The organism is Mucilaginibacter ginsenosidivorax, from assembly GCF_007971525.1.
GTDB classification, from domain to species: Bacteria; Bacteroidota; Bacteroidia; order Sphingobacteriales; family Sphingobacteriaceae; genus Mucilaginibacter; species Mucilaginibacter ginsenosidivorax.
The window spans coordinates 2,318,296-2,341,358 of record NZ_CP042437.1; the positions used below are offsets into that span (position 1 = coordinate 2,318,296).

A 23,063-nucleotide genomic window follows, 5' to 3' on the forward strand; every position below is an offset into this window, starting at 1 on the left:
CAAGCAATAGTGATAAAATTTATGCTACTATTTCGTTACACATATATTATGTGCTATAATTGGTATGGCACAATGGCCGTTTTTTTATGCTGTTTTAGTGTATAAAATACGCTATGAGCCAACTTAATATATAGGTTATGAAGCATTTAGATAACTATCCGCCTGCTTTTTTTGCTTTATAGCCCTCTGCCTGTAACAGGCCGAGGATTTTATCCCTGAAATCGCCCTGTATCAATATCTCGCCATCTTTTACCGAACCACCCACCCCACATTTTGTTTTTAATTTTTTGCCAATGGCCTCCAAATCGGCATCTGCGCCTATAAAACCACTTACCCGGGTTACCAGTTTGCTGCCGCCTTTACGATCGAGGTAGATTTTTAGATTTTGTTGTTGCGGAGGCAGCGTTTGTGCATCCTGGCTGCCGTTTTCCTGGTATTCAAAATCGGGGTTGGTTGAATAAACTACTCCTGTAAAATTCTTTTTTGCCATGATATGTTAGTTTTGATAGCTGGCCCCTACTATAACCTTCAGCGAATTTGGTTTTATATTAATATGTAAGTCGGCAGCCATTACCTGCGGCTCGCCATCCAGGTGTATAGGCCCGGGGCCTGTTCTTTTAATACGGATGTCCCTGCCCTTTATAATTTCGAGATACCTGCTCGCCTCAATTGTTTTAAGCATTAAACGCGCGCCAATCTCGGGCAGGCGCCAGGCCGGAAATTTACTGATAATGCAAACATCCAGCAGGCCATCCTGTACAGAAGCCCCTGGTGCTACATGCACATTATTGCCCCATTGCGATGAATTGGCAAGGCTTATGATAAAAGCTTCGCGTTCATATTTTTTTCCATCAATCTCCAGGCTGTAGTTTTCTGGCTTATAGCTCATAATTTCCTGCATGCTCGATTTAATGTACGTTAAAAAGCCCCGCTTTTTTCCATGCGAAAACACTTCGGCTATATGGGCATCAAAACCCATACCCGCCATGTTAAAAAAAGGTTGCCCGTTCATCAGGCCCGAATCGATGGTTTCAACCCTATAGCCTCCCAACGCTTTTATAGACGCTGCGGTATCCATGGGTATGCCTAAAAAACGCGCCAGGCCATTCCCCGAACCAAATGGCACCACGCCCAACGCGGTAGTACTGCCTACTATGGCCGATGAAATTTCGTTTACGGTACCGTCTCCGCCTACTGCCGCTACTACATCAACTTTACCGGCTGCTTCTGCTGCTATTTGCTGCGCGTGCGAAACTCCGTCGGTAAATATTATATGGTAATCAAATACATTTTTATCAAGGTGTTGATCTATCAGCTCCGGCACACCATCCTTCTTCTTGCCCCCTGCAATGGGGTTTATTATAAATAACGCTTTACGTTTCAATTATCTGTTATTATTTAAAGTATCAAAAGTAAATGTATTTTCGGCTTTGTAAAATTTGTTTTATTTTTGCAACCCGAAAGTGGACTGATTTAACGCCCTTTGTATAAAAGGTAAGGATTGCAACCACGTAAAAAAGTGCTAATACCCATGCTTCTTTTTACTACGATCCCTCAAAAATCCCCGCTCGGCTGTTTTACGTTAATTGTATAAAAAATTTATATGCCATATTTATTTACCTCCGAGTCCGTATCAGAAGGACACCCGGATAAAGTTGCCGACCAGATCTCAGACGCGCTGATTGATCATTTTTTAGCATTCGACCCTAACTCAAAAGTAGCCTGCGAAACACTGGTAACCACCGGGCAGGTAATTTTGGCCGGCGAAGTAAAATCAAAAGCCTATTTAGATGTACAGAAAATAGCCCGCGAGGTGATCAATAAAATTGGTTACACCAAAGGCGAATATATGTTTGATGGCAGTTCATGCGGCGTGCTATCGGCTATTCATGAGCAATCACCGGATATTAACCAGGGTGTTGAACGCAAAGCCCCCGAAGAGCAGGGCGCGGGCGACCAGGGTATGATGTTTGGCTATGCAACTAATGAAACCGACAACTATATGCCACTGGCATTGGATATTGCCCACGCTTTATTGATTGAGCTTGCCGCCATCCGCCGCGAAAACAGCGAGATCAAATACCTTCGCCCGGATGCAAAATCGCAGGTTACCTTAGAGTACAGCGACGACAACCAGCCACAGCGTATAGACGCCATCGTAATATCAACCCAACACGATGATTTTGACGAAGAAACAGCTATGCTGGCCAAAATCAGCGCAGATATCATCAGCATCCTCATCCCGCGTGTTAAAGCGAAGTATCCAAAATACGCACACTTTTTTAACGACCAGATTAAATACCACATTAACCCAACCGGTAAATTTGTTATAGGCGGTCCACATGGCGATACCGGCTTAACCGGTCGTAAAATTATTGTGGATACCTATGGCGGCAAAGGCGCACACGGTGGCGGTGCTTTTTCTGGCAAAGACCCTTCAAAGGTTGACCGTTCTGCCGCTTACGCCACCCGCCACATTGCCAAAAACCTGGTAGCTGCCGGTGTTTGCAGCGAAGTGCTGGTACAGGTATCATACGCCATTGGCGTTGCCCAGCCTATGGGCATTTACGTAAACACTTATGGCACTGCCAAAGTTGCTTTACACGATGGCGAGATAGCAAACAAAGTAGAAGAGGTATTTAACATGACCCCTTACGCTATTGAAACCCGTTTTAAACTGCGTAACCCTATTTACAGCGAAACCGCAGCTTACGGCCACTTTGGTAAACCAAGCGAAACCGTAACCAAAACCTTTATTGCCCACGATGGCAGCGAGCTGGTACGCGAAGTAGAATTGTTTACCTGGGAAAAACTTGATTACGTTGATAAAGTGAAAGCCGCCTTCGGCCTGTAATCTTTTAAACGAAAATTATAGAATAAGAGCGACTGGTGTAAACCGGTCGCTTTTTTTGTTGCCAAAAGAATATTTTTGGGCGTACCCCTCCTTTGGTCGGGCCGGGCTTTATGCTCATACTGCACAGGCCTTAACCACGTAGGCCGGTATCCGCGCCAATCCCTTACGCGTTTACATACTATTCCTTTTAATTAATCTGGTAGCACGAAGCCCTCCCCTTGTTAATCGGTTTAGCAGTTTCCCCCTTTTGTCAATGTAACGGGTTACATCACCGTTTTTTTTAACATTTGGTATGCCGTTTCTTTTCCGTTATCCAACATTTCTACAGAATCCATCAGGTAGATTGCGTAAAATCAATTAATTATGAAAAGTGCTAAACTTATACCCGCATTGGCTTTTATGGCTATTTTAATAATGGCTAAACCGATTTATACCCAGGCCCAACAAAAAACAGGCTTTCACATGTTAAAAAGCTTCCCCATAAAAAGCCCCGGTGGCTGGGATTACATTACGGTAGATGGAGCTAATAAACGTATCTATACATCACATGGCAGCCAGGTCAATATCTTATCAACTTCCGGCGATTCTATTGGCTATGTTCCCAATACTCCGGGTGTTCACGGAATTGCACTGGTTAATACTTTAAATAAGGGCTACATCAGCGCAGGCCGTGCCAATAAAGTAATTGTTTTTGATTTAACCACCTTAAAGGTTTTAAATGAAATAGCCGTAGGCACCAACCCCGACGCTATATTTTATGAACCTTTTGCAAAAAAAGTGTACACGTTTAATGGCCGCAGCAAAGATGCTACCGTTATTGATGTAGCTACCGATAAAGTTGTAGCTACCATCCCGCTGGATGCCAAACCCGAAACAGGAGTATCTGACGGCAAGGGAAAAGTATTTGTAAATGCCGAAACTACTAACGAGGTGGTTGTTATTAACGCCACTACCTTAAAAGTAGAAGCCCGTTATAAAATTGAAGGTGGCGATGAACCGTCGGGTTTAGATATCGATCGTGCAACCAATCGCCTGTTTATTGGTTGCGGTGGTAACAGCACCATGGTGGTAATGGACGCCGCCAATGGTAAAAACTTAGCCAAATTCCCGATAGGCGGTTGCGACGGGTTGGTGTTTGATCCTAAACTGAAATTAGCCTATGCCTCAAACGGCGAGGGAACCATCAGCGTGGTAAAAGAGCTTAGCGCCGATAAATTTGAATTTGTAGAAAACATCCCGACCGAACCCAGCGCCCGTACCATCGGCATCGATTTACTTACACATAAACTGTACCTGCCCGCCGCCAAAACAGAGCCGGGCATAGTAACTGCCGAAAACCCAAAGCCACGCCCAAAACAAGTGCCTGGCTCGTTCCATATTATCGAAGTTGGGAAAAACTGATTTATTTGAGGAGTAGGGATTAATGGAAGTAATGAACGCCGATTTTAGACAAAAGTTTGATTAAATACAGGAGTTGGAGTAGTAAGTTGAAGTGCAGCCTGGGGTTTGATATTTAATGCCTCCCCCCCTCGTGTTATTTCAACCTTAAGTTTCCTACCTGGAAACAGCGAAAACATGGTTAACACATGTTAACCATGTTTTCGTTGTAAAAATCTGATTATAAATTATTTAAGTAAAGAACAAATCAGAATTATGTTAAGTTATGTTAACCCTGTTTACGCGCGTTTACCATTTTTAGCGTCAATTTATGCATAACACAACATTCGTCTGTATCAACACCCCAAATTGTCGCTTTTGCCCCCTTGAACCCTGTTAAATATTACCCATTTTTGAGTTAACCAAAACACACCAAAATGGAAAGCCTGACATTCAATATCGACATTAATGCATCACCCCAAAAGGTATGGGACGTACTTTTTACCGATGCTAATTACCCAAAGTGGACTACAGTTTTTTGCGAAGGCTCGCACGCCGTTACCGACTGGAAAGAAGGCAGCAAGGCTTTATTTTTAGATCATAAAAGTTCGGGCATGGTGGGTTTGATAGACAAGGTCATTCCAAATGAATTTCTGGCGATTAAAGGCATTGGCGAAATAGTTAAAGGCGTAGAGAATTATGACAGCAGCGGCGCCAAGGTATGCAGAGGTTCGTTAGAAGAATATACCCTCAAAAACAACAACGGCAAAACCCTGCTTACCATTCAACTTAGCGGCGGCAATTTCCCTAAAGACATAATCGAATTTTTTAAGGACGTATGGCCTAAGGCACTGGATATTGTAAAAACGATTGCCGAGGCAGAATGACATTGGCGCGGCGAGGCATAGATAAGGCGGCCGGCAGGTTTCTGATTCCCTGAGCGGCAATTAAACGTTTTGGGCAGGTTACCGCTTTAACTGGTGCACCAGAGCTTTGTAAGTATCGCCAATGGGTAGTTCTATTTTACCTATTTCCACATCGTTGGCCGTAAAGGCTGATATGTGTTGAAGGTTAACAATAAAACTCCTGTGAATCCGCAAAAAACCTTTTCCCTCAAGTTCTTTTTCCAGCTCACTTATTTTGTATTTTGAAGTAATCACCTTTTCACGGGTATGCACGTGAACATAATCCTTTAAACTTTCGGCGTATAAAATATCCCGTGTATCTACCTTAAAATATTTATGGGCGGATTTAAGGTAAATACATTGCGGTTCAGACGATGATACAACCTCCGGAATTACCCTGCCCGTGCCTCCCAGGTAGCGCTCTATCGCCTTAAAAAACCTATCGAAGGTAATGGGTTTTAGCAGATAATCAATTACGCCCAGCTCAAACCCATCTAAAGCAAATTCCCGATGAGCAGTAGTTAAAATAGTTTTAGGCGGATGCCGTAATATTTTTAAAAGCTCAAGCCCCGAAAGCTGCGGCATCCTGATATCCAAAAACAACAGGTCAATTGGGCGTTGGTTTAATATGCCCAAGGCCTTTATGGCGTTGTTGCAGGTGGCGGTCACTTCAAAAAAATCTAACTGCGCTATATGTTTTTGCAAAAGCTGCGTAGCCAATGGCTCATCGTCAACAATAAGGCATTTTATTTTCAAAGCAGGCTTATATTTAGGCTAACGGTAAATAGCGTATCTGTATGTATTGTTTTAATCTCATGCTTTCCGTGATACAACAAATCCAGTTGTTGTTTTAAATTGCTTAATCCAATGTTTCCATTGTTGTTCATGTTCTTTTTGGTGTAAACGGAATTAACCACTGTAAACCTGAACTGCGAATTATCAGCATAAAGTTCAATATTTATCTCGGGATTACCGGCATCATTACCCGCGCCGTGCTTAAAGGCATTTTCGACTATAGTAAGTAATATTAGCGGCGCAATTTGGATATCGTGCTGCTGCGTTATTTTAAAATTAACCTTCAGCCGGTTGTCATAACGCAGTTTTTCAAGGCCAATATAGTTATCGAGCAAATTAATCTCGCCGGATAACGGCACAAACGTACTATTACACCGGTACAGGATATAATCCAATATTTCAGACAGCCGCGCTATCGATGCAGAAGTTACCGGCGAATTACTAAGTGAAAGCGAGTAAATATTATTTAGGGTGTTGAATAAAAAGTGCGGGTTCAACTGTGTTTTGAGCAACTTTAGTTCGCTTTCGGCCTTTTCTTTCTCTAACCAAAGGGTACGTTTTTGCACCATCTGCTGATCTTTGAGCAATTTTAAGATCATAAAAATAAAAGCGACCGAAAAAATGCGGAAGAAATACACATATACCAGTTTAGGTATATCGGTAAGTATTTCTATAAAAGTTTCATCAGGTTTATGCAGCCTGCCATAAAAAGGCTCTTCAATATAAATAACCTCTATCCTTGATAGTACACAAATAACATAACTACCTATTAAAAAAGCGACAAAAGCAGCGTAGTATTTTTGCTTATAAACAAGCCGGGGAACCACAAAATAGGCCACGAAATAGGCGGCGGGTATTTGGGCCAGCAAATTAGTTCCGTCCCCTATCAGGTTATTGCGGAAGGGTACCTGGTCAGAATTATAATAGCTGCTGGAACTGAGCTGTACCAATAACAACAAAAACCAGAATAGTATATGACTGGCTATTTTATGGTTGTTATTAAATGAAATTATCTTGTCAGAAAAACTCATATTAAAAACAAGTATACAATTTTCTACTTCTTAATTTATCCTTGTCGACAGACAGGCGATATCGCCCCCCAAAACGGCTTAAAGCATAACCGGACAAGGTTTATCATGTTAAATAGCCTGTATATCTACTGCACTGCTAAGAGTGCCGTCCTTTAGTTTCCCGCGATATGTTATTGCTTAGTATTGGGCATGCAGATTATCAGTAAATACTTTTTAACGGGCCTTTTATCAGCCATCGCCTGTTGGGCCAGCGCCCAAAATATTAACAATGGAGCAATCAAAGGCGCTGTTATTGACGACCAGGACAAGCCCCTGCCATATGCAACTATCGTGCTAAAAACTAACCCAACCGCAGTATTGTATAGCAGTACTTTAACCGATGACCGCGGCGGATTTATCATCAAAAATATTGCACCGGGCAATTACATAGTAAAGATAGGGATGCTTGGATTTGAAAAAGACAGTCTGAACATTACCATCAGTCAAAACCATATGGAAGTTGATATGGGTATCAGAAAGCTAAAAACCACCAGTCAATTATTAAAAACGGTAACCGTTAAAGCCGAAACCCCGTTGATTGAACGAAACCTGGATAAAACAGTGGTTAACGTAGCGCAAAACATAACCAGCGAAGGATTGACCGTGATGGAACTACTGAAAAAACTACCCGGCGTACAAATTACGCCAAACGGGCAAATTAGCATGAATGGCAAATCGGGGGTAAACGTTAATATAGATGGCAAACCCACCTATTTATCGACCGATGACCTGGCAAACCTTTTAAACGGCATGCCTGCGTCAAACATTCAAAAAATAGAGGTTATGAGTAATCCATCATCCAAATATGATGCTGCCGGTTTGGTTGGGATAATTAATATTGTTAAAAAGAAGAACCATACCGACGGACTAAACGGTAGTGTAAACGGAAGTTTTATACAAAGCTACTACGGTAAATACAATGCAGGCTTATCACTAAGCTATAAAAATCAATATATCAACTTGTTTTTGAACAATACCTATAGCAACAATAAAAGCTTCGACCGCAGGTATGTTACAACAGATATTTCAAATGCGGCAAACAGGTTGCTAACCCAGCAGCAGTCTGTTAACAACGGAATAAATAACAGCCATAATTACAGGCCAACGTTAGGTATAGATATTTACCTTTCCCAAAAAACTACGCTTACCGCATCAGGTACTGCCGGCTTTGGCTCATCAAATAACCTGCTTATTTCAAAAATGGATATCAGGGATAGTGCCTTGGTTAAAACAAGTCGCACTGATTTTACGAGCCAGGTGAAGGATCATCCGGACAACTACACCGCGGCCATTCAGCTAACGCAACAGTTGGATACGGCCGGGCAAATATGGAGCATTGATGCCGATCATTCATCATACCACAATTCGCCGGTGCAAACCAATGTAAGCACACTTAGCGATGCACTCAATAACTTTGTTAACCAATTTGACTACCTGCTATTACAAGGCCGCAAACTGGATATTTACGCCGCAAAAACCGATTATATACTACCTTTAAAAAACAAAGGCAGGTTTGAAACGGGGCTAAAATTTAGCTATGTAAAAGCCATTAACGATAACACTTTTTATAACCAGACCGGCGGTCAAAACACTATCGATCTTTCGCAAAGCGATTACTCCATAAATTCAGAAAACATTAACGCCGCTTACATTAACCTCAACAAAACTTACCCTGCCTTAACAGTACAGGCCGGCTTACGTACCGAGCAAACGATAACGAAAGGTAAACAGACGTTTAGCGGCGAGTCGGTTAACCAAAACTATTTGCAGTTATTTCCAACCGTTTTCATGAGCAAAAAACTGGGTGAACAAAACGCCCTAACCCTGCGGCTGGGCAGGCGTATTGAACGTGCCGATTACCATGAACTGGTACCTTTCAGGCGGCCGCAAACGGCAACACTTTATTTCCAGGGTAATCCAAACCTCAAACCGCAACTATCCTGGCATGGCGAATTAAGCTGGGCATACCAAAACACGTTTTTTGTTACGGTGAACTACGATATAGACAAGGATTACATCCGTACGCTGCCATTTGTTGATAGCAATGAAACCACCATTACCCGCAGGCCCATCAACGTTCAGGGTGCACACTCATGGGATGTTGATTTTGCTTATACCAAAAAAATCACGGCGTGGTGGTCAGTTGATAACACGTTATCGGTTTATAATAATGCTTTTAGTGGTTCGGCGGGCAACTACAGCTTAAATAACGGTGGGCTAACCTCTATCGATTTTATAACCAACAATAGTTTCCACATCAATGATAAGCTATCTGCCGGGTGCGATTTTGAATACGAATCAAAACGCAGGTTTATCAACTCTGCATTTGGCAGTTATTATACTTTAAGCGCCGGTATCAAACAGCAATTATTTAATAACAAGGGATCTCTTTCGTTAAATGCAAACAACCTGCTGCAAAGCGAAGATCATTATGCCATTGACCGCACCGCCGGCCTTTACCACTACTCCTATTTTAATTTTTATTCGCGTTACGTTAGCCTAAGCTTCAGCTACCGTTTTGGAACAGGTAAAACCAATAAAGTAAAAATTGATTCCGGATCGGCAGATGAGCAAAAACGGGCAGGAAGTTAAACCCTGAATCATATCTGCCTGATATAAGTAACTTTCATGATACCTCCCTGCTGTCGCTGCGGAATCCCGAATGGGGTTTTATAGTAATTATTAACGCTGTTTACCACCAGGTAAATGAACGATAGGGGCCTGTACTCCCAGGAAAAGCGGGCATTTAACGATCCGTTACGGGCATCAGTATTGTATTGGTAAAATGCCGATAGCAACATTTTTGGATTTGCAGCTACGCGCAATTCGGGCGCCAGCAGGTGCGTAGTGGTTGATACCTGGTTTATGCCCACATTTTTAAAATCGTTAAGGGTATAACTCATTACCAGCGATAGCTGGGGCACAGGGGCAGCACGTAACGATAAATAATAACTATTGAGCCTGCCATTATAGTAACCACCTGTGCTAAGCCGGGTTTCGGCGCTAAAGGGTGCCGCGGCATTGGTAATGCCATAAAATTCGTACCGGTTAAAATGATAATTGGCCGCGGCTATGTCAACATTCCGCACCGGTTGAAAATTATCTGTCAGGTTCTCCCACGAACTGGTGATACTAAAATCAAGGTGCGATTGATTGGTAAAAAACAATTGCAGCGGCATCACTATTACACTGGCCTCCTGGAATTTGCCGCTCGACGCCTCATGGTAAATATCGGCAGTAAATTGCGGGCTAAAAAATTGCACATTTTTGGGAAACCATTTTTTATGCATAAAAACATAAAGGGTGGGCTGTGTATTGATAAAATTATCCCTGGCAATAAAGCCGGTTTGTGCCTGGTAGCCTTTAGATACGGCAGTTTGAAACCAATCGATAAAAAAATGCGTGGCTGAGTAGTTAAACTCGGCAAAGGCGGCCTGTCCCTTTTGCCCGCTTTGCGAGTTCCCCGAGTAAGATGCCATGCCCCTTATAAATAACGGCTGGCTTACCTGCCAAAAAGCATCCACCACCTCCAGAGGGTTAACAGATGCGGGCTGATTTAAGCCGGCAAAGTTTTGCCGCAATACCTCCATGGCACCCAACTGCAAACTATGGCTAACACTCCTTTTATACCTGAAAACGCCAAATAACGCCCCGTTTTCCGTTGTATCGCCATTTTGTTTCATCACCAGTATACCGGCCGACTGTTTGTTGTCCTGGTGGATAAACCTTAAGCCGCCATTGATGGTTAAGGGCGATCCATTATCGCTTAACCCTATCCTCCTGCTAAAAAACGGCTGAATGATGCTGTTTTGACCTACCGAAAACAAGCTTGAATTCTCTAAAAAGAACTGCCGTTTTTCGGGAAAGAAAACGCTCGACCGACTCAGGTTAACCACTTGTTTATCCACATCGGCCTGGGCAAAATCGGTATTGATGGTGCCTTCAAGAAGGGTGTTGGAGTTAATGGCATACTTAATTTCGCCGCCAACTTCGGGTTTGTAATGCGTCCTGTTATTATCAGCCCGTTTGGCATTTACCAGGGCGTATGGCTCAACCCGTAAATTAAAACCGGCATCCGGGGGCACTATGTTAGTAAGGATGCCGCCGTAAGCCAGTTGCGTTTCGCTAAATGCCTGTGGCCAGGGCGACCAGCCATTGGTTTCGCCAATAAAGCGGATGTTACGGGCAAAATTAATGCTCCACTCCGTTGAGTTTTTTGGATACCTCAATGAGGTAAACGGAATCGCCACTTCGGTTGTCCATGAATGTTCCTGTATTTTGCTGGCAGCCTGCCATACTGCATCCCATTTATAGTCGTAACTAAAATCGGCATAGTGCATAATATCCATTTGCGTTCCGTAGGGTGTTACACAAAATGTCATCACCGGCATGCGCGGATCCTTAAAAGGATCAATCAGGATCTCAAAAAGCTCATTATTGCTATAGCTGAAATCGCGGCGCAAATCCTGTACCTGGAGGCTTTTCTTCCCCGGCGGGAAATCGCAGCGGGCGCTGATGTAAATGTTTTTATCATCGTATAACAACCTAACCTCGGTATCGTAGGTAGCCTTATCTCCTTGCCGCGGATAAGCTGTGGTAAAATGAGCAGCCACAGGGGCGGTATTCCACGCGGCTTCATCGGGAACACCATCAATATTTATTGGCCCGGTAACACGTGTGGCCTGCAGGTGCGGACGGCTGGCTACCGGCAGCGGGGCAAACGCTTCCTGTGCGTTTAACTGGTGTAACCCGGTTGTTATAAATGCCACCAATAAACATAAGCTCTTGCTAAATCTTAAAGCCTTAAAAATTTTCATACCCCAAATAAATGGAGCTAAAAACTTCTATTTTATACTTTTAGACGTACAGCCGTTTATGCACCGCCGACGTGCCATTATAAAGCTTAAACCCGTTAACGGTGTTAAACGTATAATTAACGGCGTAAAAAAGGGTATTTGTCGAAAAATCGGATACAAATAGCTTAGAATGTTCAATTTTACACTATGCAAAAAAACAGGCAGATACCTTACCAGGCTATTACACGGCACCTGCTGTTTTGGCTGGCCTATATCCTGTACCAATGTGTAAACAATGGTTGGGAAGATAAGGATGTATTTGCTTTTAAGCTCGATCCGCAGTTGTCAACAAGCGTTCCCATATGCATGCTGGTTACTTATTTAAACCTGTATGTGTTGATGCCGTTATTTTATTATCCTCAAAAATATATTCAATACGCCATTGGGATGGCGGTGCTCATATTAATTGGTGGTTTGCTGCCGCGCTTTTTTGCTTACGCCATTTGGGTACCCTGGGATAAAATTCATGACCCGGCTATGTTTAAAATGGAAAAAACAGATTTCTGGATTCCGGTACGCATCTTCAAAAATGCGGCGGGCAATGCTCCTGTATTGTTTATTGCCATGCTTATTAAGCTTATGCGTAATGCATATCAACAGGAAAAAAACATGCGCGAAATGGAGAAGGAAAAATTTAACGCCGAAATGGGGTTGCTAAAAGCGCAAATAAATCCGCACTTTTTTTTTAATACATTAAATACGCTTTATGCACTTACCTTGAAAGGCAGCGAACAGGCATCAAAAGTGGTACTCCGGCTGTCAGATCTGATGCATTATATGCTTTATGAAGCCAGCGAAAACAAGGTATTGCTACAGGACGAGATTAAGCACCTGGAAAGCTATATTGGTATTGAACAAATGCGGTTTGCCGACAGGCTTGAATTATCGTTCCAATACTCGGGCGATATAACCGGTAAAATGATAGCCCCGCTTTTGTTATTACCTTTTGTTGAAAATGCATTTAAACACAGCCTTGCCGAAAGTGATGGGTGGATAACCATTAACCTAAAAGTTACCGGGAACAGGTTATTTTTAAAGGTAGAAAACAGTTATCAGCCCTCGCCAAAACCGGATAATTATGGGCTTGGGCTTAAAAATGTTAAACGACGACTGGAGTTAACTTACCCGGACCATTATGAGCTTTTACTAAACCAAAACAATGGCATTTTTGAGGCCGACCTGAAACTTGACCTATGAAATCTATAAACTGCATCATAGCTGACGATGAGGAGCTTGCCCGCGAAATTATGCAGAACCACGTAAGCAAGCTCCACAACTTAAACCCTGTTGCTATTTGCGCCAATGGCATGGAGGTTTACAACGCACTTAAAGCAAACCATGTCGACCTGGTGTTTTTAGATATCCAGATGCCTCAATTAACCGGGATAGAGTTATTGCGTACCCTGAAAAACCCGCCACCGGTTATCATGACAACCGCCTACCGCGAATTTGCGCTGGAAGGCTATGAACTTAATGTGATTGACTACCTGCTGAAACCTGTATCATTTGAGCGTTTTTTAAAGGCTGTTGATAAATTCATCAACGCCAAAGCGCCAGAAGTTATAAGCCTGCCTGCAGCACTTCAACCATCAAAGCCCGATCAGCATGCTTTTATTTATGTAAAGGCCGATAAAAAAATGGTGCGGCTGCTACTCAAAGATATCCTGTACATTGAGGGCCTGAAGGATTATGTAAAAATACATACTACAGATAAACCCGTTATCACCTACCACCCTTGGCTACCTGGAAGAAAAGCTTTCGGCCAATTATTTCATCCGCGTACATCGCTCTTATATAATTTCCATCAACCACATCAGTGCCTATACCGGCAGCTATATTGAAATTGGCCGGCAAAGCATCCCAATAGGCAACTCATACGCCAAAGATGTTTTGGGCAAGCTGGAGGGTTAAACGCATTCTTAAAGTACCTGAAAACCTGTGCCGCTTAAAAACCGGCCAGGCAATCAACCAATGCATCAAGTTCATCAACGGTATTATAATAATGCGGCGATACCCTGATGGCCCACTCTACCTGTTTTTGGTCAAAATCGATAACCGCAAATTCACGATAGGATGATACTACGTTAATATTATGTTGTAAAAACCGCTTCACCAGGTACTCTGCAGATGAGTTTGCCACGGTGAACGTCACAGACGAACTCAATTCGGGCCCCTTATCCAACATCCTTACATTTGGTATTGATGCTAAACGGGTTCGCAAATAGGCAGATAGCTGTTTAACCTGCTGCCAGATCCGGTCTTCGCCAATGGCCAGGCAGTACCTGATTGCTTCGGCGCTGCCGACTACGGTAGCGTACGCAAACTCCCAATCTTCAAAACGTTTGGCATCGGGTTGTTGCTCGTATTGGCCTTTTTCTGTCCATCGCGCGCCGCGCATATCAATAAACAAAGGCTCAAGCCTGCCCTGCAACGCCTTATCCGAAATATACAAGAAGCCCGAACCACGCGGCCCCCTTAAAAACTTACGATTAGTTGCCGATAAAAAATCGCATTGCAGCTGCTGTACATCCAGCTTCATTTGCCCGGCCGATTGGCAGGCATCCAAAATATACCATGTTTTATCACCGCTTTCCTGGCTATATTTGGCGTAGATGGCTGCAATCTGGTTAACCGGCTGTACCAGGCCCGAATTGGTAGGGATATGGGTTATAGCCAGCAATCTGGGCTTAAGCTCATATAATTTAGCTTCCAGGTCGGCAAGATCGACACCACCAGCGGCGGCATTTTTTATGTGGACAATATCAACCCCAAATCGTTTTTTGAGCGATAGAAAATGGAGCTGGTTCGAGATATAGTCGTCGCAATCGGTTAAAATAATATCCCCTGCAACAAACGGAATGGCAGATAAAGCCCTGATGTACGAGTCGGTAGCGCTTGCTGTAAAGGCAATGTTGCCGGGTTTGGTATTGATAAGCCGCGCGGCCAGCTCATAAAATTCGGCAATGGCATCAGCCTTTGCAGCGGCGGCCTCATATCCGCCTATCTCAGCTTCCAGTTTAATATGGGCAGTAATGGCATCGGTAACTACATTGGGCATCAAGGCTGCGCCGGCGTTGTTTAAATGGTTTACATAAGTACAGCCGATGGTATCGTTTCTGAACTGTTCAATTTCGGCCTTGGTGAATATGCTGTTGGCTAATAATTTCATGAATATTTACCTGTTTGTTTACTGTGGATGATGATTCAAAACTACCAACAAGCCCCTGCATAAAAATCGCTTATTGATCGGTATTGCGCATGTTTTAATTAATTTAGCCCTTAAAACGGGTAAATTATGTACACGCTTGACGATTACGATAAAAAGCTGCTGCGCCTATTACAAAAAGACAACCGCCTTACCGCGCAAGTGCTGGCCCAAATGGTGAACCTTAGCGCATCGGCCGTACAAAGGCGACTGGCTAAGCTACGTGATGAAAAAATTATCGAAGCCGATGTAGCTATTATCGCGCCGGCGGCAGCAGGTGTTGGGCTAACCTGCATAGTAGATATCTGTATGCAGGAAGATGGCTCCCGTACCATCGAAAGGTTCAGGGCCGAAATTGAAAATTGCCCCGAGGTATCCCAATGCTACTACGTAACCGGCACCTATGACCTGGTGCTTATTGTTAATACCAGGGATATGAAACACTACGAGCAATTCAGCAAAAAATATTTTATGGATAGCCCCGATGTGCAGCGCTTTTATACCCATGTAGTAATGGATAGGTTAAAAATGAGCTACGGGGTTTATATATAGGAAATTGCTTTATTGTAACTCCACATGTGCCACAACAAAGCAATCCTCCCCCTATTTAATTCAGCGCTTTAATTGGGCTGCCAGTCCATTCGGTTTGCGGGGCCAATTGCTCGCCTTTCATAATGAGTGATAGCGGCTCCAGTTTTACATCATCGCCAATCTGGCTATCGTACAAAATAATACTGCGGGTGCCAATGCTGCATCGTGCGCCTATCTGTATAGTTCCTACCTTCATTACCCTGTCTTCAAACAAATGGGTTTGTGGGCCGCAATCTTCGTTCAGGGCCGTATCGTCGCCGATGCTTACCATATCATATTCGGTGATATCGGTGGTATTAAGCCATACGCGTTTGCCTATTTTCACGCCAAACAGGCGCAGCACCATAGGCAAAAAGGGAGTCCCCCTTAAAAAATCGAGCATAAATGGAACGGCCAGGGCTTCGTAAGTACTGGTAATAGCCTCGCTGCGCCAAACCTTATGTGTCCACATGGGTTTTTGCTCCGTTTTATACTTACCAACAAATATCCACTTTAATGCCAGCGTAACCAGCAGGGCCGGAAGCCCCATGTAGTAGAGGTAATAAAAAGGAAGCTTTGGCAATTGCCCCAATATTTGCCATGCGTTACGGTCTTTCACCAGGTCGTGAAAGTAGGCTATGAACAATACACTGCAACAAATGATAACCGTTTCGGGCAATATAATCCTGATGGCTTCGATGGTTCCCCTTGCTATTTTGCGGCCCCATGAAGGTGTTGTTGTAAGCGATGGCGGATACTCGCCGCTGCTTTGCCTCCGTGGCAGGGCAATGGCAGGCGAACCAAACCAATCGCCCAGCGGGTTATCAGCCTGCTGTTCTAACGTTGGCGGTACAGATAAAACACCGATCAGCATATTATCGCCAAGGGTATATCCTTGCGGGATGAGGGCGCTGTTACCCACAAAACTACTGTTGCCAATTGTAGTATTGTTTAAAATAAGCCTTTGCGCGCGGATATCCTCCTCGCCCAGGGTCACGGCATCAGCAATAAATGATTCGTTACCGATACTGAGCATGGTATGGGTTACGTTGCTTGCTGTAGAGATCTCGGTATTTTTGCCAATTTTGGCGCCCAGCATCCTAAAGAAAAACGAAACAAATACCGTGGCATAAACCGGGTGCAGTACAATAAGGGCAACGGATATGAGCTGATCTGACAGCCATTTGCGTACATAAGTACTGCTAAAAACGGGGTAGGTGCCAGGCTTAATACCCCACAAAAGTACCCGCGAAAGCAACACGGTTTCAAAAGCGTAAATGACGATGTACAGCAACGTTAACAACGGCACATGTATAAAATAACTAAAGTTATAATCAGGCGAGTTAAGGTCCATATAGTTCAGTAACTCAATTACCGGCAGCAGCGGCAGCAATACAACTATCGGGAAAACAATTAGCAGCAGGCTGTATAAAAAACCATAAATCTTGATTTTTAAAAATGGTGTTTTTAACGGCTGCGGCAGGTCTTCGGGTTTTGCTGTGTATGTTTTTTCGGCCGGGCTGCCTTTCCAAACTTCAAAAGCTTTAATGGTTTTGCCGCCCTGCAGGTGGCTCAGGTCCTGGAGCTCGCCCCAGTCTTCTACTTCCGCACCGCCGGATATTACCGCGTTGCTACCGATATAGGCATGAGCGCCAATTTTTATCTTGCGGAATTTGATCATCCCATTCTCTACGGTTACATTATCCAGCACTACGCCCGAGCTCAGGCTGGCATCGCCGCCAATTTCCAGCAGGTCATACGCGCCCACAGTGATAGAGCTCAGCTGCACATCTTTGGCAATACGGGTACCCAGCATCCGCAGGTATAGCGGGTAAATAGGAGTTCCGTTCATGAATTGTGCGGGCGACAGCCGGATGAGGTTATCAACCAACCAGTATTTGAAATAATAAAAACCCCACAAAGGATGGTCACCCTCCTTTACCTTACCCAGTAAAAGCCATTTGGCAGCTATCGCCATAAAAGATAAAAGCGGCGGCACCAAACAGTACAAAAACAGGGCGGTAATAATGGCGATAGTGCGGTTGTCACGCCCGGTTTCGGTACTGGCGACTACATAATAATAGCCAAGGTAGGGCACAAATATCTGTATAGCAAACAAGCTATAAATAACCAGCAGTGCCAGGCCCTGCGATACGCCGCACAAAAAATACCGCAGCGGCGGGATGTTTTGAAAAAGCTCTTTTTTAACGTTGATCTTTTGCTCTTTCTCTTTTTCGGCGTGCTCCCAGGCGTTGATGAGGTTTTTAACCGGCCGGTTGGTATAAATATCCTTTAGTGAGGCATGCTGTACGCCGGCCTCCTTGCGCAGCCACGATGAAAAGCTTGCAGCCAGCAACGAATGCCCGCCCAGGTCGGTGAAAAAATCTAATTCGGGGGTAATATCCCTGCCTGGGAAAATATGATTAAGGCCGGCCATCACCTTCAGGGCAATAGGGTCGGTGGAGTTTATTTTTATTTCTTCCTGTACTTTTACCTGTAAAAGAGCATCAGGTACGGGCAAACCCTTGCGGTCTATTTTACCGCTGGGCAGGCGGGGCAGCTTATCAAGCGCTACAATTACCAGCGGCACCATATAAGGTGGCAGTGTTTCGGCCAGTTTTAAGCGGGCATGGTGTTCTTCCAGCGTGTGGCCATTCTTCAGGGTAATATACCCTACCATCTGATCCTGACCAGAGGCGTCTTTTTTTAAAGCTACAGCTGCCGTAGCTACTTCTTCCAGTTGGTTTAGCCGTACTTCAATTTCGCCCAGTTCTATCCGGTATCCGCGCAGCTTCACCTGGTCGTCAAGCCGGCCGTGAAAATCAATGCTGCCATCGGCCTGCATCACCACGGCATCGCCGCTAAGGTAAATCCTGTCGCCGGGTAAGTCTGCAAGTGAGGCTGGCTTAGCCAGGAATTTTTCTTTGGTTAATTCGGGGCGGTTAACATATCCCTCGCACACACCGGGGCCCGATATAATCAGTTCGCCCTGCTGGCCTACGGGTAAAATATTAAACTGCTCATCAACAACGGCCAGGTTATAATTGGGCAGCGGGCCGCCTATAGTTATAGCATCGCCGGGTTTTAAAGCTACCATGGTTGATGTAACCGTGGTTTCGGTTGGCCCGTAACTGTTGTAAAAAACATTTTTACCAGGCTTGCTCCAGCGGTTTAATACCGCGGTTGTACAAGCTTCGCCACCGGCGTTAATTAATCGCAGCAGTGGTATATCGTCATCAATAACAGCTAACAAGCTTGGTACCGCATGTAAAATGGTGATACGCTGCTGTCGTAATGTTTCGCTCAGCTCGTCGATTGATTTTGCCGTCGTAGCATCGGCCACCCAGATGGTTGCCCCGGCAAAAAGGCTGATCCAGGTTTCTTCGCACCACATATCAAAGGATACCGAGAAGCCCTGGTACACCTTATCTTCTGGGCTTATGTTGATAACACTTTGTTCCGACCGGATGAGGTGGCAAATATTGCGGTGCAGTATCGGGATGCCCTTTGGCTTACCGGTACTGCCCGATGTATATAAAACGTAAGCCCGGTTATCAGCTGTGGGGCCGGCAGGCACTGTAAAATTTTCAAACTCCTCCTGGAAAAGGGGAACTTCAAAAACAGGACAAGATAATTGAGGCGATCCATCACTAAAACAGGCCGAAGCGCCTACTTCTTGCAAAACTATCTGTAGCCGCTCTTCGGGCATCTCCCTATCCAACGGTACATAAGCCGCTCCCGATTTTACTATGCCTAATATCAGCGCGTGCAACTCCAGCCCGCGGGATTGCCATACGCCAACGGAATGGCCGTTGCCTATTCCCCGGGAAGCGATAAAATGTGCGATATAGTTGCTCCATTGGTCAAGCTGGCGGTAAGTTAGCTGCCTGCCGCCAAAAATAAGCGCGGTTTTATCCTGATATAGTGCAGCTGAATTTCTGAAAATATCGGCAATGGTCTCATCTTTAATAAGGTCTGGGCGAAAGGCGCCCGTTAGTTGGCTCTGGGATATCATAGGTATTGGTAATGCCGAAAATTACAGTATAGTTTTTGATAAAATTTCAAGTTTATCAAGAATAATTTTTACCATAATACATGGCGATACCTATAACGAACAAGCAACTAATTTGTGATAATATTCAATAAAAATAAATATCAACCCGGTTTATTTATTAACATACACCACGCCGTCCTTCATTACAAAGTGTACGTTCATGATGGCGTGGATATTTGTATCTACATCACTATCTACCGCTATAATATCGGCCAGGAAACCTTGTTTCAGATTGCCTATCCTGTTAGGCATATTAAGTTGTTTGGCGGCATTGATAGTGGCAAACTGCAGGAGTTGCGGGATGCTTACACCCTCTTCATGATAACCTATAAGCGTATGCTTGGAAAATGCCGAATAAGGCATATGCACATCAATATAATCATCAGACCCTGCGGCTACCGTAACGCCAAACTTTAACGCACGCTGCAGCCTGTTGGCCTGGGCATCCGTCATCTTTTTTAATTGGGGTGCTACATTTTTATCGCCCGGATAGGCTATTGCGGCGTAATTGGCATATATGGTACTATCGCCATCGGTAGGTACCAGGATCACTTTCTTTTTTGCCATCAGCATCAGGGTGCTGTCATTTACCTTGTAACCGTGTTCAATGCCATCAACGCCTGCAATTACGGCGTTGTATACTGCCTGGTTATCCGTTGCATGGGCGGTAACCCGCAAATTATAACGATGCGCCTCCTTTACAATGGCACGCATTTCATCAACAGAAAGCGCGGTACGGTTTGGGGTGTTATTGGAGTAAATTTTAATTACATTGGCTCCCTGGGTAACGTTTTCGCGCACGGCCTGTATGGCATCGTCGGCGCTGGTTATAATGCGGTATTCGTCATTCGCTATATTCCGGTGCTGGTAAATTAACCCCGGTAACTGTCCGCCTTCGCTGGATAATCCCTGCCCCGCACAACTCATTCGCGGGCCAACAACCAACCCATCTTCAATAGCTTTACGCAAAGCGATATCGGCAAACTTACCCGAGTTACCCAAATCCTGTACAGATGTTATACCCGCTTCCAAATAAGCCTTTGCCCGTACAGCACCATATATGGCCCGGTAAGCATCGCCCTGCTGGGTTAACACTTTCTCTAAAGACAGGGTTGAAAAATCCATGCCAGCCTGCAACTCTTCCCTGAACAGCAAATGCGTGTGTGAATCTATCAGGCCGGGAAGAATGGTAAATTTAGAAAGATCAATCAGTTCGCGGTCTTTCTTTTCTTCAACGGATAAATCCCTATCGGCTTTTATAGCTTCTATTTTATTGCCATCAACCAATACATCCAGCCCAGTTTTAAACTGACCGGTTTCGCTGTCAAATAGCTTCCCCGTTTTAATAAGGTATTTTTGCGTGATTTGTGCCGAAGCAAAGTAAGGGATGGCTGATAAGGCAAGGATGAGGAGTTTTTTCATTGCAGAATTGTTGGAAATTATCTTCCCGTAAGCCTGGTTAAAACCAGCTTTGGGATAACGCAAGATAATATTTAAAATTCATACCCCTTTTGTTACCTTTTTACAGCACAGTGCGGGCAATCGGCTGGAGTAAGCATTAGAAAAATAGCGGCTAACCAATCTATTTACCTGGCAAAGTAGCCCGTATTTTTTTTACTTCAGATGCCGTAACCAGGCTGCTGTTGTTACCAAAATTACTCCTGATATAGGTAAGCACACCTGCTATTTCGGCATCGCTCAAAAAATTGTGCTTGGGCATTACACTGTTGTATGGTTTGCCCTTAACGGTAACCGGCCCTTCAAGGCCGCTTAATAACACCCTTATGGCGGGCTCCTTTTCCATGTACTTGCCGCCGGTTACCCACTCCGATCCGCCCAGGGGCGGAAAAAGATTACCATCTCCCTTACCATCTTTTTGATGGCAGCTAACACAGTGCGTAGTGTAAATTTTTGCACCGCCTTTAAGCATCCCGGTAGCAAAATTATTGCGTGCTTTATCGGGTATTTTAAAATTGGGCAGCTTTTTACGCAGTTCCATTTTGGCAAGCATGGCGCTGGTAAATTTAGTTTTATCGCCCTGGTAAAAAATGCGCCACACCCTCCCTAATTCGGTATCACTTACATATAATGAACCATCGGGCCCTGTGGATAAACCCATGGGGCGGCAAAGCGCATCGCTTACGCTTACCACAGTGTTACGGCCCGCAAAACCATCGGCAAATATCTCCCACCTGCCCGTCGGCACGCCATTTTTAAAGGGCACAAAAGCCACAAAAAAACCAGCCTGCGGGTACGGCGAGCGGTTGGTTGAACCATGAAAGGCCACAAAAGCGCCATTCTTATACCTGGCCGGAAACTGGTTGCCTGTGTAAAACAACAAATCGTTGGGTGCCCAATGCGCTTGGAAGGCAATCAATGGCTGGGCATATTTTGCGCCATCGCCCGCTTTTATGCCATCGCCGCCATACTCGGGGTTTAACAGTTTTTTATGCTGAATGGGATCGTAATAGTAGTATGGCCAGCCTACATCTGTGCCTTGTTTTATCTTTAAAAACTCCTCGGCAGGCATAACGGCGCTTTGCCAGGCGCTGAATTTTTTGGGAAACAACAACCGCAGGTCGTCGCGGCCGTGGGCTACAACATACAGGCAATTATCTGCCGTATTCCAATCCATGGCCACCACGCTGCGCAGGCCTGTGGCGTATCGGACACCGTCCTTTTGTTGCTGGTTGGGTTTAGCTTCATCAAACTGCCATATACCGCCATACTCCTGCAACAAGGGGCAGCCTTTTATCCCCGGCGAACCCGGAACCCGGTTTTGCTCCTGGCAGGCGTTGGATGGCGCACCAAAGGCCACGTACATATGCCCGGCATTATCAAAGGCCAGTGGCTTGGCATCATGCTCATGCTCGCCATGGGCATCGTGTAATATCAATTCCAGCGGACCATCGGGCACCAGCGTATTCGGATTTAATTTGGTACGGTAAACGTTTACCTCCGAACTGAAATACAGGTAGCCTTTATGCACCCGCATACTGGTACCATAAGGACCTTTATCGTCATAGTTGCCAAATTTTTTAATCGTATCTGCCTTACCGTCATGATCGGTATCCCGGGCGGCAATGTTGCCTCCAGTAGAATCGGGAAAACGGAGTTTTACATAAATATCGCCATTGGTATTTACTGCCAGGTGGCGTGCCCTGCCGGCCAGGCTGTCAATAGCGATGACGGCTTTGAAATTACCGGGCAGGTACAACCCGCCGTTGTTTTTATCGGCCGTTAGCGTTTTATCGGGATGTTTAACTAAAACAAAAGCCAGTGTTATTGCTGCAATTGCCGTAGCCAAAAGCACTGTAACCGTTTTTCTTGCGCCTAAAAAATTATTTTTCTTCATCCGGGAATTATACGCCGACTAT

The 23,063-nt window shown here is 44.6% G+C and carries 16 protein-coding genes and 1 pseudogene; 8 read left to right on the top strand and 9 right to left on the bottom strand.

What is annotated here, in order from left to right; all coding sequences use genetic code 11:
* Positions 1–154: 154 nt before the first annotated feature.
* Positions 155–490 (bottom strand): translation initiation factor, encoded by a 336-nt coding sequence (locus FSB76_RS09770; RefSeq protein WP_147053394.1) that lies wholly within the window; start codon positions 488–490, stop codon positions 155–157.
* 6 nt (positions 491–496) lie between these two features.
* On the bottom strand, positions 497–1,384 hold the full coding sequence (locus FSB76_RS09775) for a diacylglycerol/lipid kinase family protein (protein WP_147053395.1): 888 nt from the start codon (positions 1,382–1,384) through the stop codon (positions 497–499).
* A 219-nt stretch (positions 1,385–1,603) separates the two neighbouring features.
* On the opposite strand from FSB76_RS09775, the gene metK reads away from it, so the two are divergent.
* The 3 genes from metK to FSB76_RS09790 all read left to right on the top strand — a co-directional run bounded on the left by metK (position 1,604) and on the right by FSB76_RS09790 (position 5,118).
* The gene (metK, locus tag FSB76_RS09780) at positions 1,604–2,854 is read left to right on the top strand and encodes a methionine adenosyltransferase (RefSeq protein WP_147053396.1); all 1,251 of its coding nucleotides are present in this window, start codon (positions 1,604–1,606) and stop codon (positions 2,852–2,854) included.
* 363 nt (positions 2,855–3,217) lie between these two features.
* The gene (locus tag FSB76_RS09785) at positions 3,218–4,255 is read left to right on the top strand and encodes a YncE family protein (protein ID WP_147053397.1); all 1,038 of its coding nucleotides are present in this window, start codon (positions 3,218–3,220) and stop codon (positions 4,253–4,255) included.
* A 413-nt stretch (positions 4,256–4,668) separates the two neighbouring features.
* Complete coding sequence (locus FSB76_RS09790; protein WP_147053398.1) at positions 4,669–5,118, top strand: SRPBCC family protein; 450 nt, start codon at positions 4,669–4,671, stop codon at positions 5,116–5,118.
* A gap of 78 nt (positions 5,119–5,196) precedes the next feature.
* Here the strand turns inward: FSB76_RS09790 and FSB76_RS09795 are convergent, their stop codons facing one another.
* Positions 5,197–5,892 (bottom strand): LytR/AlgR family response regulator transcription factor, encoded by a 696-nt coding sequence (locus FSB76_RS09795; RefSeq protein ID WP_147053399.1) that lies wholly within the window; start codon positions 5,890–5,892, stop codon positions 5,197–5,199.
* Positions 5,889–6,962, bottom strand: a complete 1,074-nt coding sequence (locus FSB76_RS09800; protein ID WP_147053400.1) for a sensor histidine kinase — start codon at positions 6,960–6,962, stop codon at positions 5,889–5,891. The genes FSB76_RS09795 and FSB76_RS09800 overlap by 4 nt, the downstream gene beginning before the upstream one ends.
* Before the next feature lie 189 nt (positions 6,963–7,151).
* Here FSB76_RS09800 and FSB76_RS09805 point away from each other — a divergent pair, with 189 nt between their 5' ends.
* Positions 7,152–9,593, top strand: a complete 2,442-nt coding sequence (locus FSB76_RS09805; protein ID WP_147053401.1) for an outer membrane beta-barrel family protein — start codon at positions 7,152–7,154, stop codon at positions 9,591–9,593.
* An 8-nt stretch (positions 9,594–9,601) separates the two neighbouring features.
* Here the strand turns inward: FSB76_RS09805 and FSB76_RS09810 are convergent, their stop codons facing one another.
* The gene (locus FSB76_RS09810) at positions 9,602–11,818 is read right to left on the bottom strand and encodes a carbohydrate binding family 9 domain-containing protein (RefSeq protein WP_147053402.1); all 2,217 of its coding nucleotides are present in this window, start codon (positions 11,816–11,818) and stop codon (positions 9,602–9,604) included.
* A gap of 186 nt (positions 11,819–12,004) precedes the next feature.
* Here FSB76_RS09810 and FSB76_RS09815 point away from each other — a divergent pair, with 186 nt between their 5' ends.
* The 3 genes and pseudogenes from FSB76_RS09815 to FSB76_RS32955 all read left to right on the top strand — a co-directional run bounded on the left by FSB76_RS09815 (position 12,005) and on the right by FSB76_RS32955 (position 13,768).
* Positions 12,005–13,054, top strand: a complete 1,050-nt coding sequence (locus FSB76_RS09815; RefSeq protein WP_147053403.1) for a sensor histidine kinase — start codon at positions 12,005–12,007, stop codon at positions 13,052–13,054.
* Positions 13,051–13,374: pseudogene (locus FSB76_RS32950) on the top strand (LytR/AlgR family response regulator transcription factor); the annotation flags it as partial. The gene FSB76_RS09815 and the pseudogene FSB76_RS32950, both read left to right, overlap by 4 nt.
* A 256-nt stretch (positions 13,375–13,630) precedes the next feature.
* Positions 13,631–13,768, top strand: coding sequence for a LytTR family transcriptional regulator DNA-binding domain-containing protein (locus FSB76_RS32955; protein ID WP_394349433.1), 138 nt, complete (start codon positions 13,631–13,633; stop codon positions 13,766–13,768).
* 34 nt (positions 13,769–13,802) lie between these two features.
* Here FSB76_RS32955 and FSB76_RS09825 read toward each other — a convergent pair whose 3' ends face one another.
* Positions 13,803–15,026, bottom strand: a complete 1,224-nt coding sequence (locus tag FSB76_RS09825; RefSeq protein ID WP_147053404.1) for an aminotransferase class V-fold PLP-dependent enzyme — start codon at positions 15,024–15,026, stop codon at positions 13,803–13,805.
* A gap of 126 nt (positions 15,027–15,152) precedes the next feature.
* Between FSB76_RS09825 and FSB76_RS09830 the strand changes: the two genes are divergently transcribed.
* The gene (locus FSB76_RS09830) at positions 15,153–15,614 is read left to right on the top strand and encodes an Lrp/AsnC family transcriptional regulator (protein ID WP_147053405.1); all 462 of its coding nucleotides are present in this window, start codon (positions 15,153–15,155) and stop codon (positions 15,612–15,614) included.
* Between the two features lie 55 nt (positions 15,615–15,669).
* Here FSB76_RS09830 and FSB76_RS09835 read toward each other — a convergent pair whose 3' ends face one another.
* From FSB76_RS09835 to FSB76_RS09845, 3 genes are all read right to left on the bottom strand, one after another.
* The gene (locus FSB76_RS09835) at positions 15,670–19,647 is read right to left on the bottom strand and encodes a Pls/PosA family non-ribosomal peptide synthetase (protein WP_147053406.1); all 3,978 of its coding nucleotides are present in this window, start codon (positions 19,645–19,647) and stop codon (positions 15,670–15,672) included.
* Between the two features lie 150 nt (positions 19,648–19,797).
* Entirely contained in the window at positions 19,798–21,108 is a 1,311-nt protein-coding gene (locus FSB76_RS09840; protein ID WP_147053407.1) for an amidohydrolase family protein, read from the bottom strand.
* A gap of 160 nt (positions 21,109–21,268) precedes the next feature.
* Positions 21,269–23,041, bottom strand: a complete 1,773-nt coding sequence (locus tag FSB76_RS09845) for a c-type cytochrome (RefSeq protein ID WP_147053408.1) — start codon at positions 23,039–23,041, stop codon at positions 21,269–21,271.
* Positions 23,042–23,063 lie beyond the last annotated feature (22 nt).

Coding starts and splice junctions, on each gene's coding strand:
- FSB76_RS09770 (WP_147053394.1), bottom strand. CDS start 490: ATGGCAAAAAAGAATTTTACAGGAGTAGTTTATTCAACCAACCCCGAT.
- metK (WP_147053396.1), top strand. CDS start 1,604: ATGCCATATTTATTTACCTCCGAGTCCGTATCAGAAGGACACCCGGAT.
- FSB76_RS09785 (WP_147053397.1), top strand. CDS start 3,218: ATGAAAAGTGCTAAACTTATACCCGCATTGGCTTTTATGGCTATTTTA.
- FSB76_RS09790 (WP_147053398.1), top strand. CDS start 4,669: ATGGAAAGCCTGACATTCAATATCGACATTAATGCATCACCCCAAAAG.
- FSB76_RS09800 (WP_147053400.1), bottom strand. CDS start 6,962: ATGAGTTTTTCTGACAAGATAATTTCATTTAATAACAACCATAAAATA.
- FSB76_RS09805 (WP_147053401.1), top strand. CDS start 7,152: ATGCAGATTATCAGTAAATACTTTTTAACGGGCCTTTTATCAGCCATC.
- FSB76_RS09810 (WP_147053402.1), bottom strand. CDS start 11,818: ATGAAAATTTTTAAGGCTTTAAGATTTAGCAAGAGCTTATGTTTATTG.
- FSB76_RS09815 (WP_147053403.1), top strand. CDS start 12,005: ATGCAAAAAAACAGGCAGATACCTTACCAGGCTATTACACGGCACCTG.
- FSB76_RS09825 (WP_147053404.1), bottom strand. CDS start 15,026: ATGAAATTATTAGCCAACAGCATATTCACCAAGGCCGAAATTGAACAG.
- FSB76_RS09830 (WP_147053405.1), top strand. CDS start 15,153: ATGTACACGCTTGACGATTACGATAAAAAGCTGCTGCGCCTATTACAA.
- FSB76_RS09835 (WP_147053406.1), bottom strand. CDS start 19,647: ATGATATCCCAGAGCCAACTAACGGGCGCCTTTCGCCCAGACCTTATT.
- FSB76_RS09840 (WP_147053407.1), bottom strand. CDS start 21,108: ATGAAAAAACTCCTCATCCTTGCCTTATCAGCCATCCCTTACTTTGCT.
- FSB76_RS09845 (WP_147053408.1), bottom strand. CDS start 23,041: ATGAAGAAAAATAATTTTTTAGGCGCAAGAAAAACGGTTACAGTGCTT.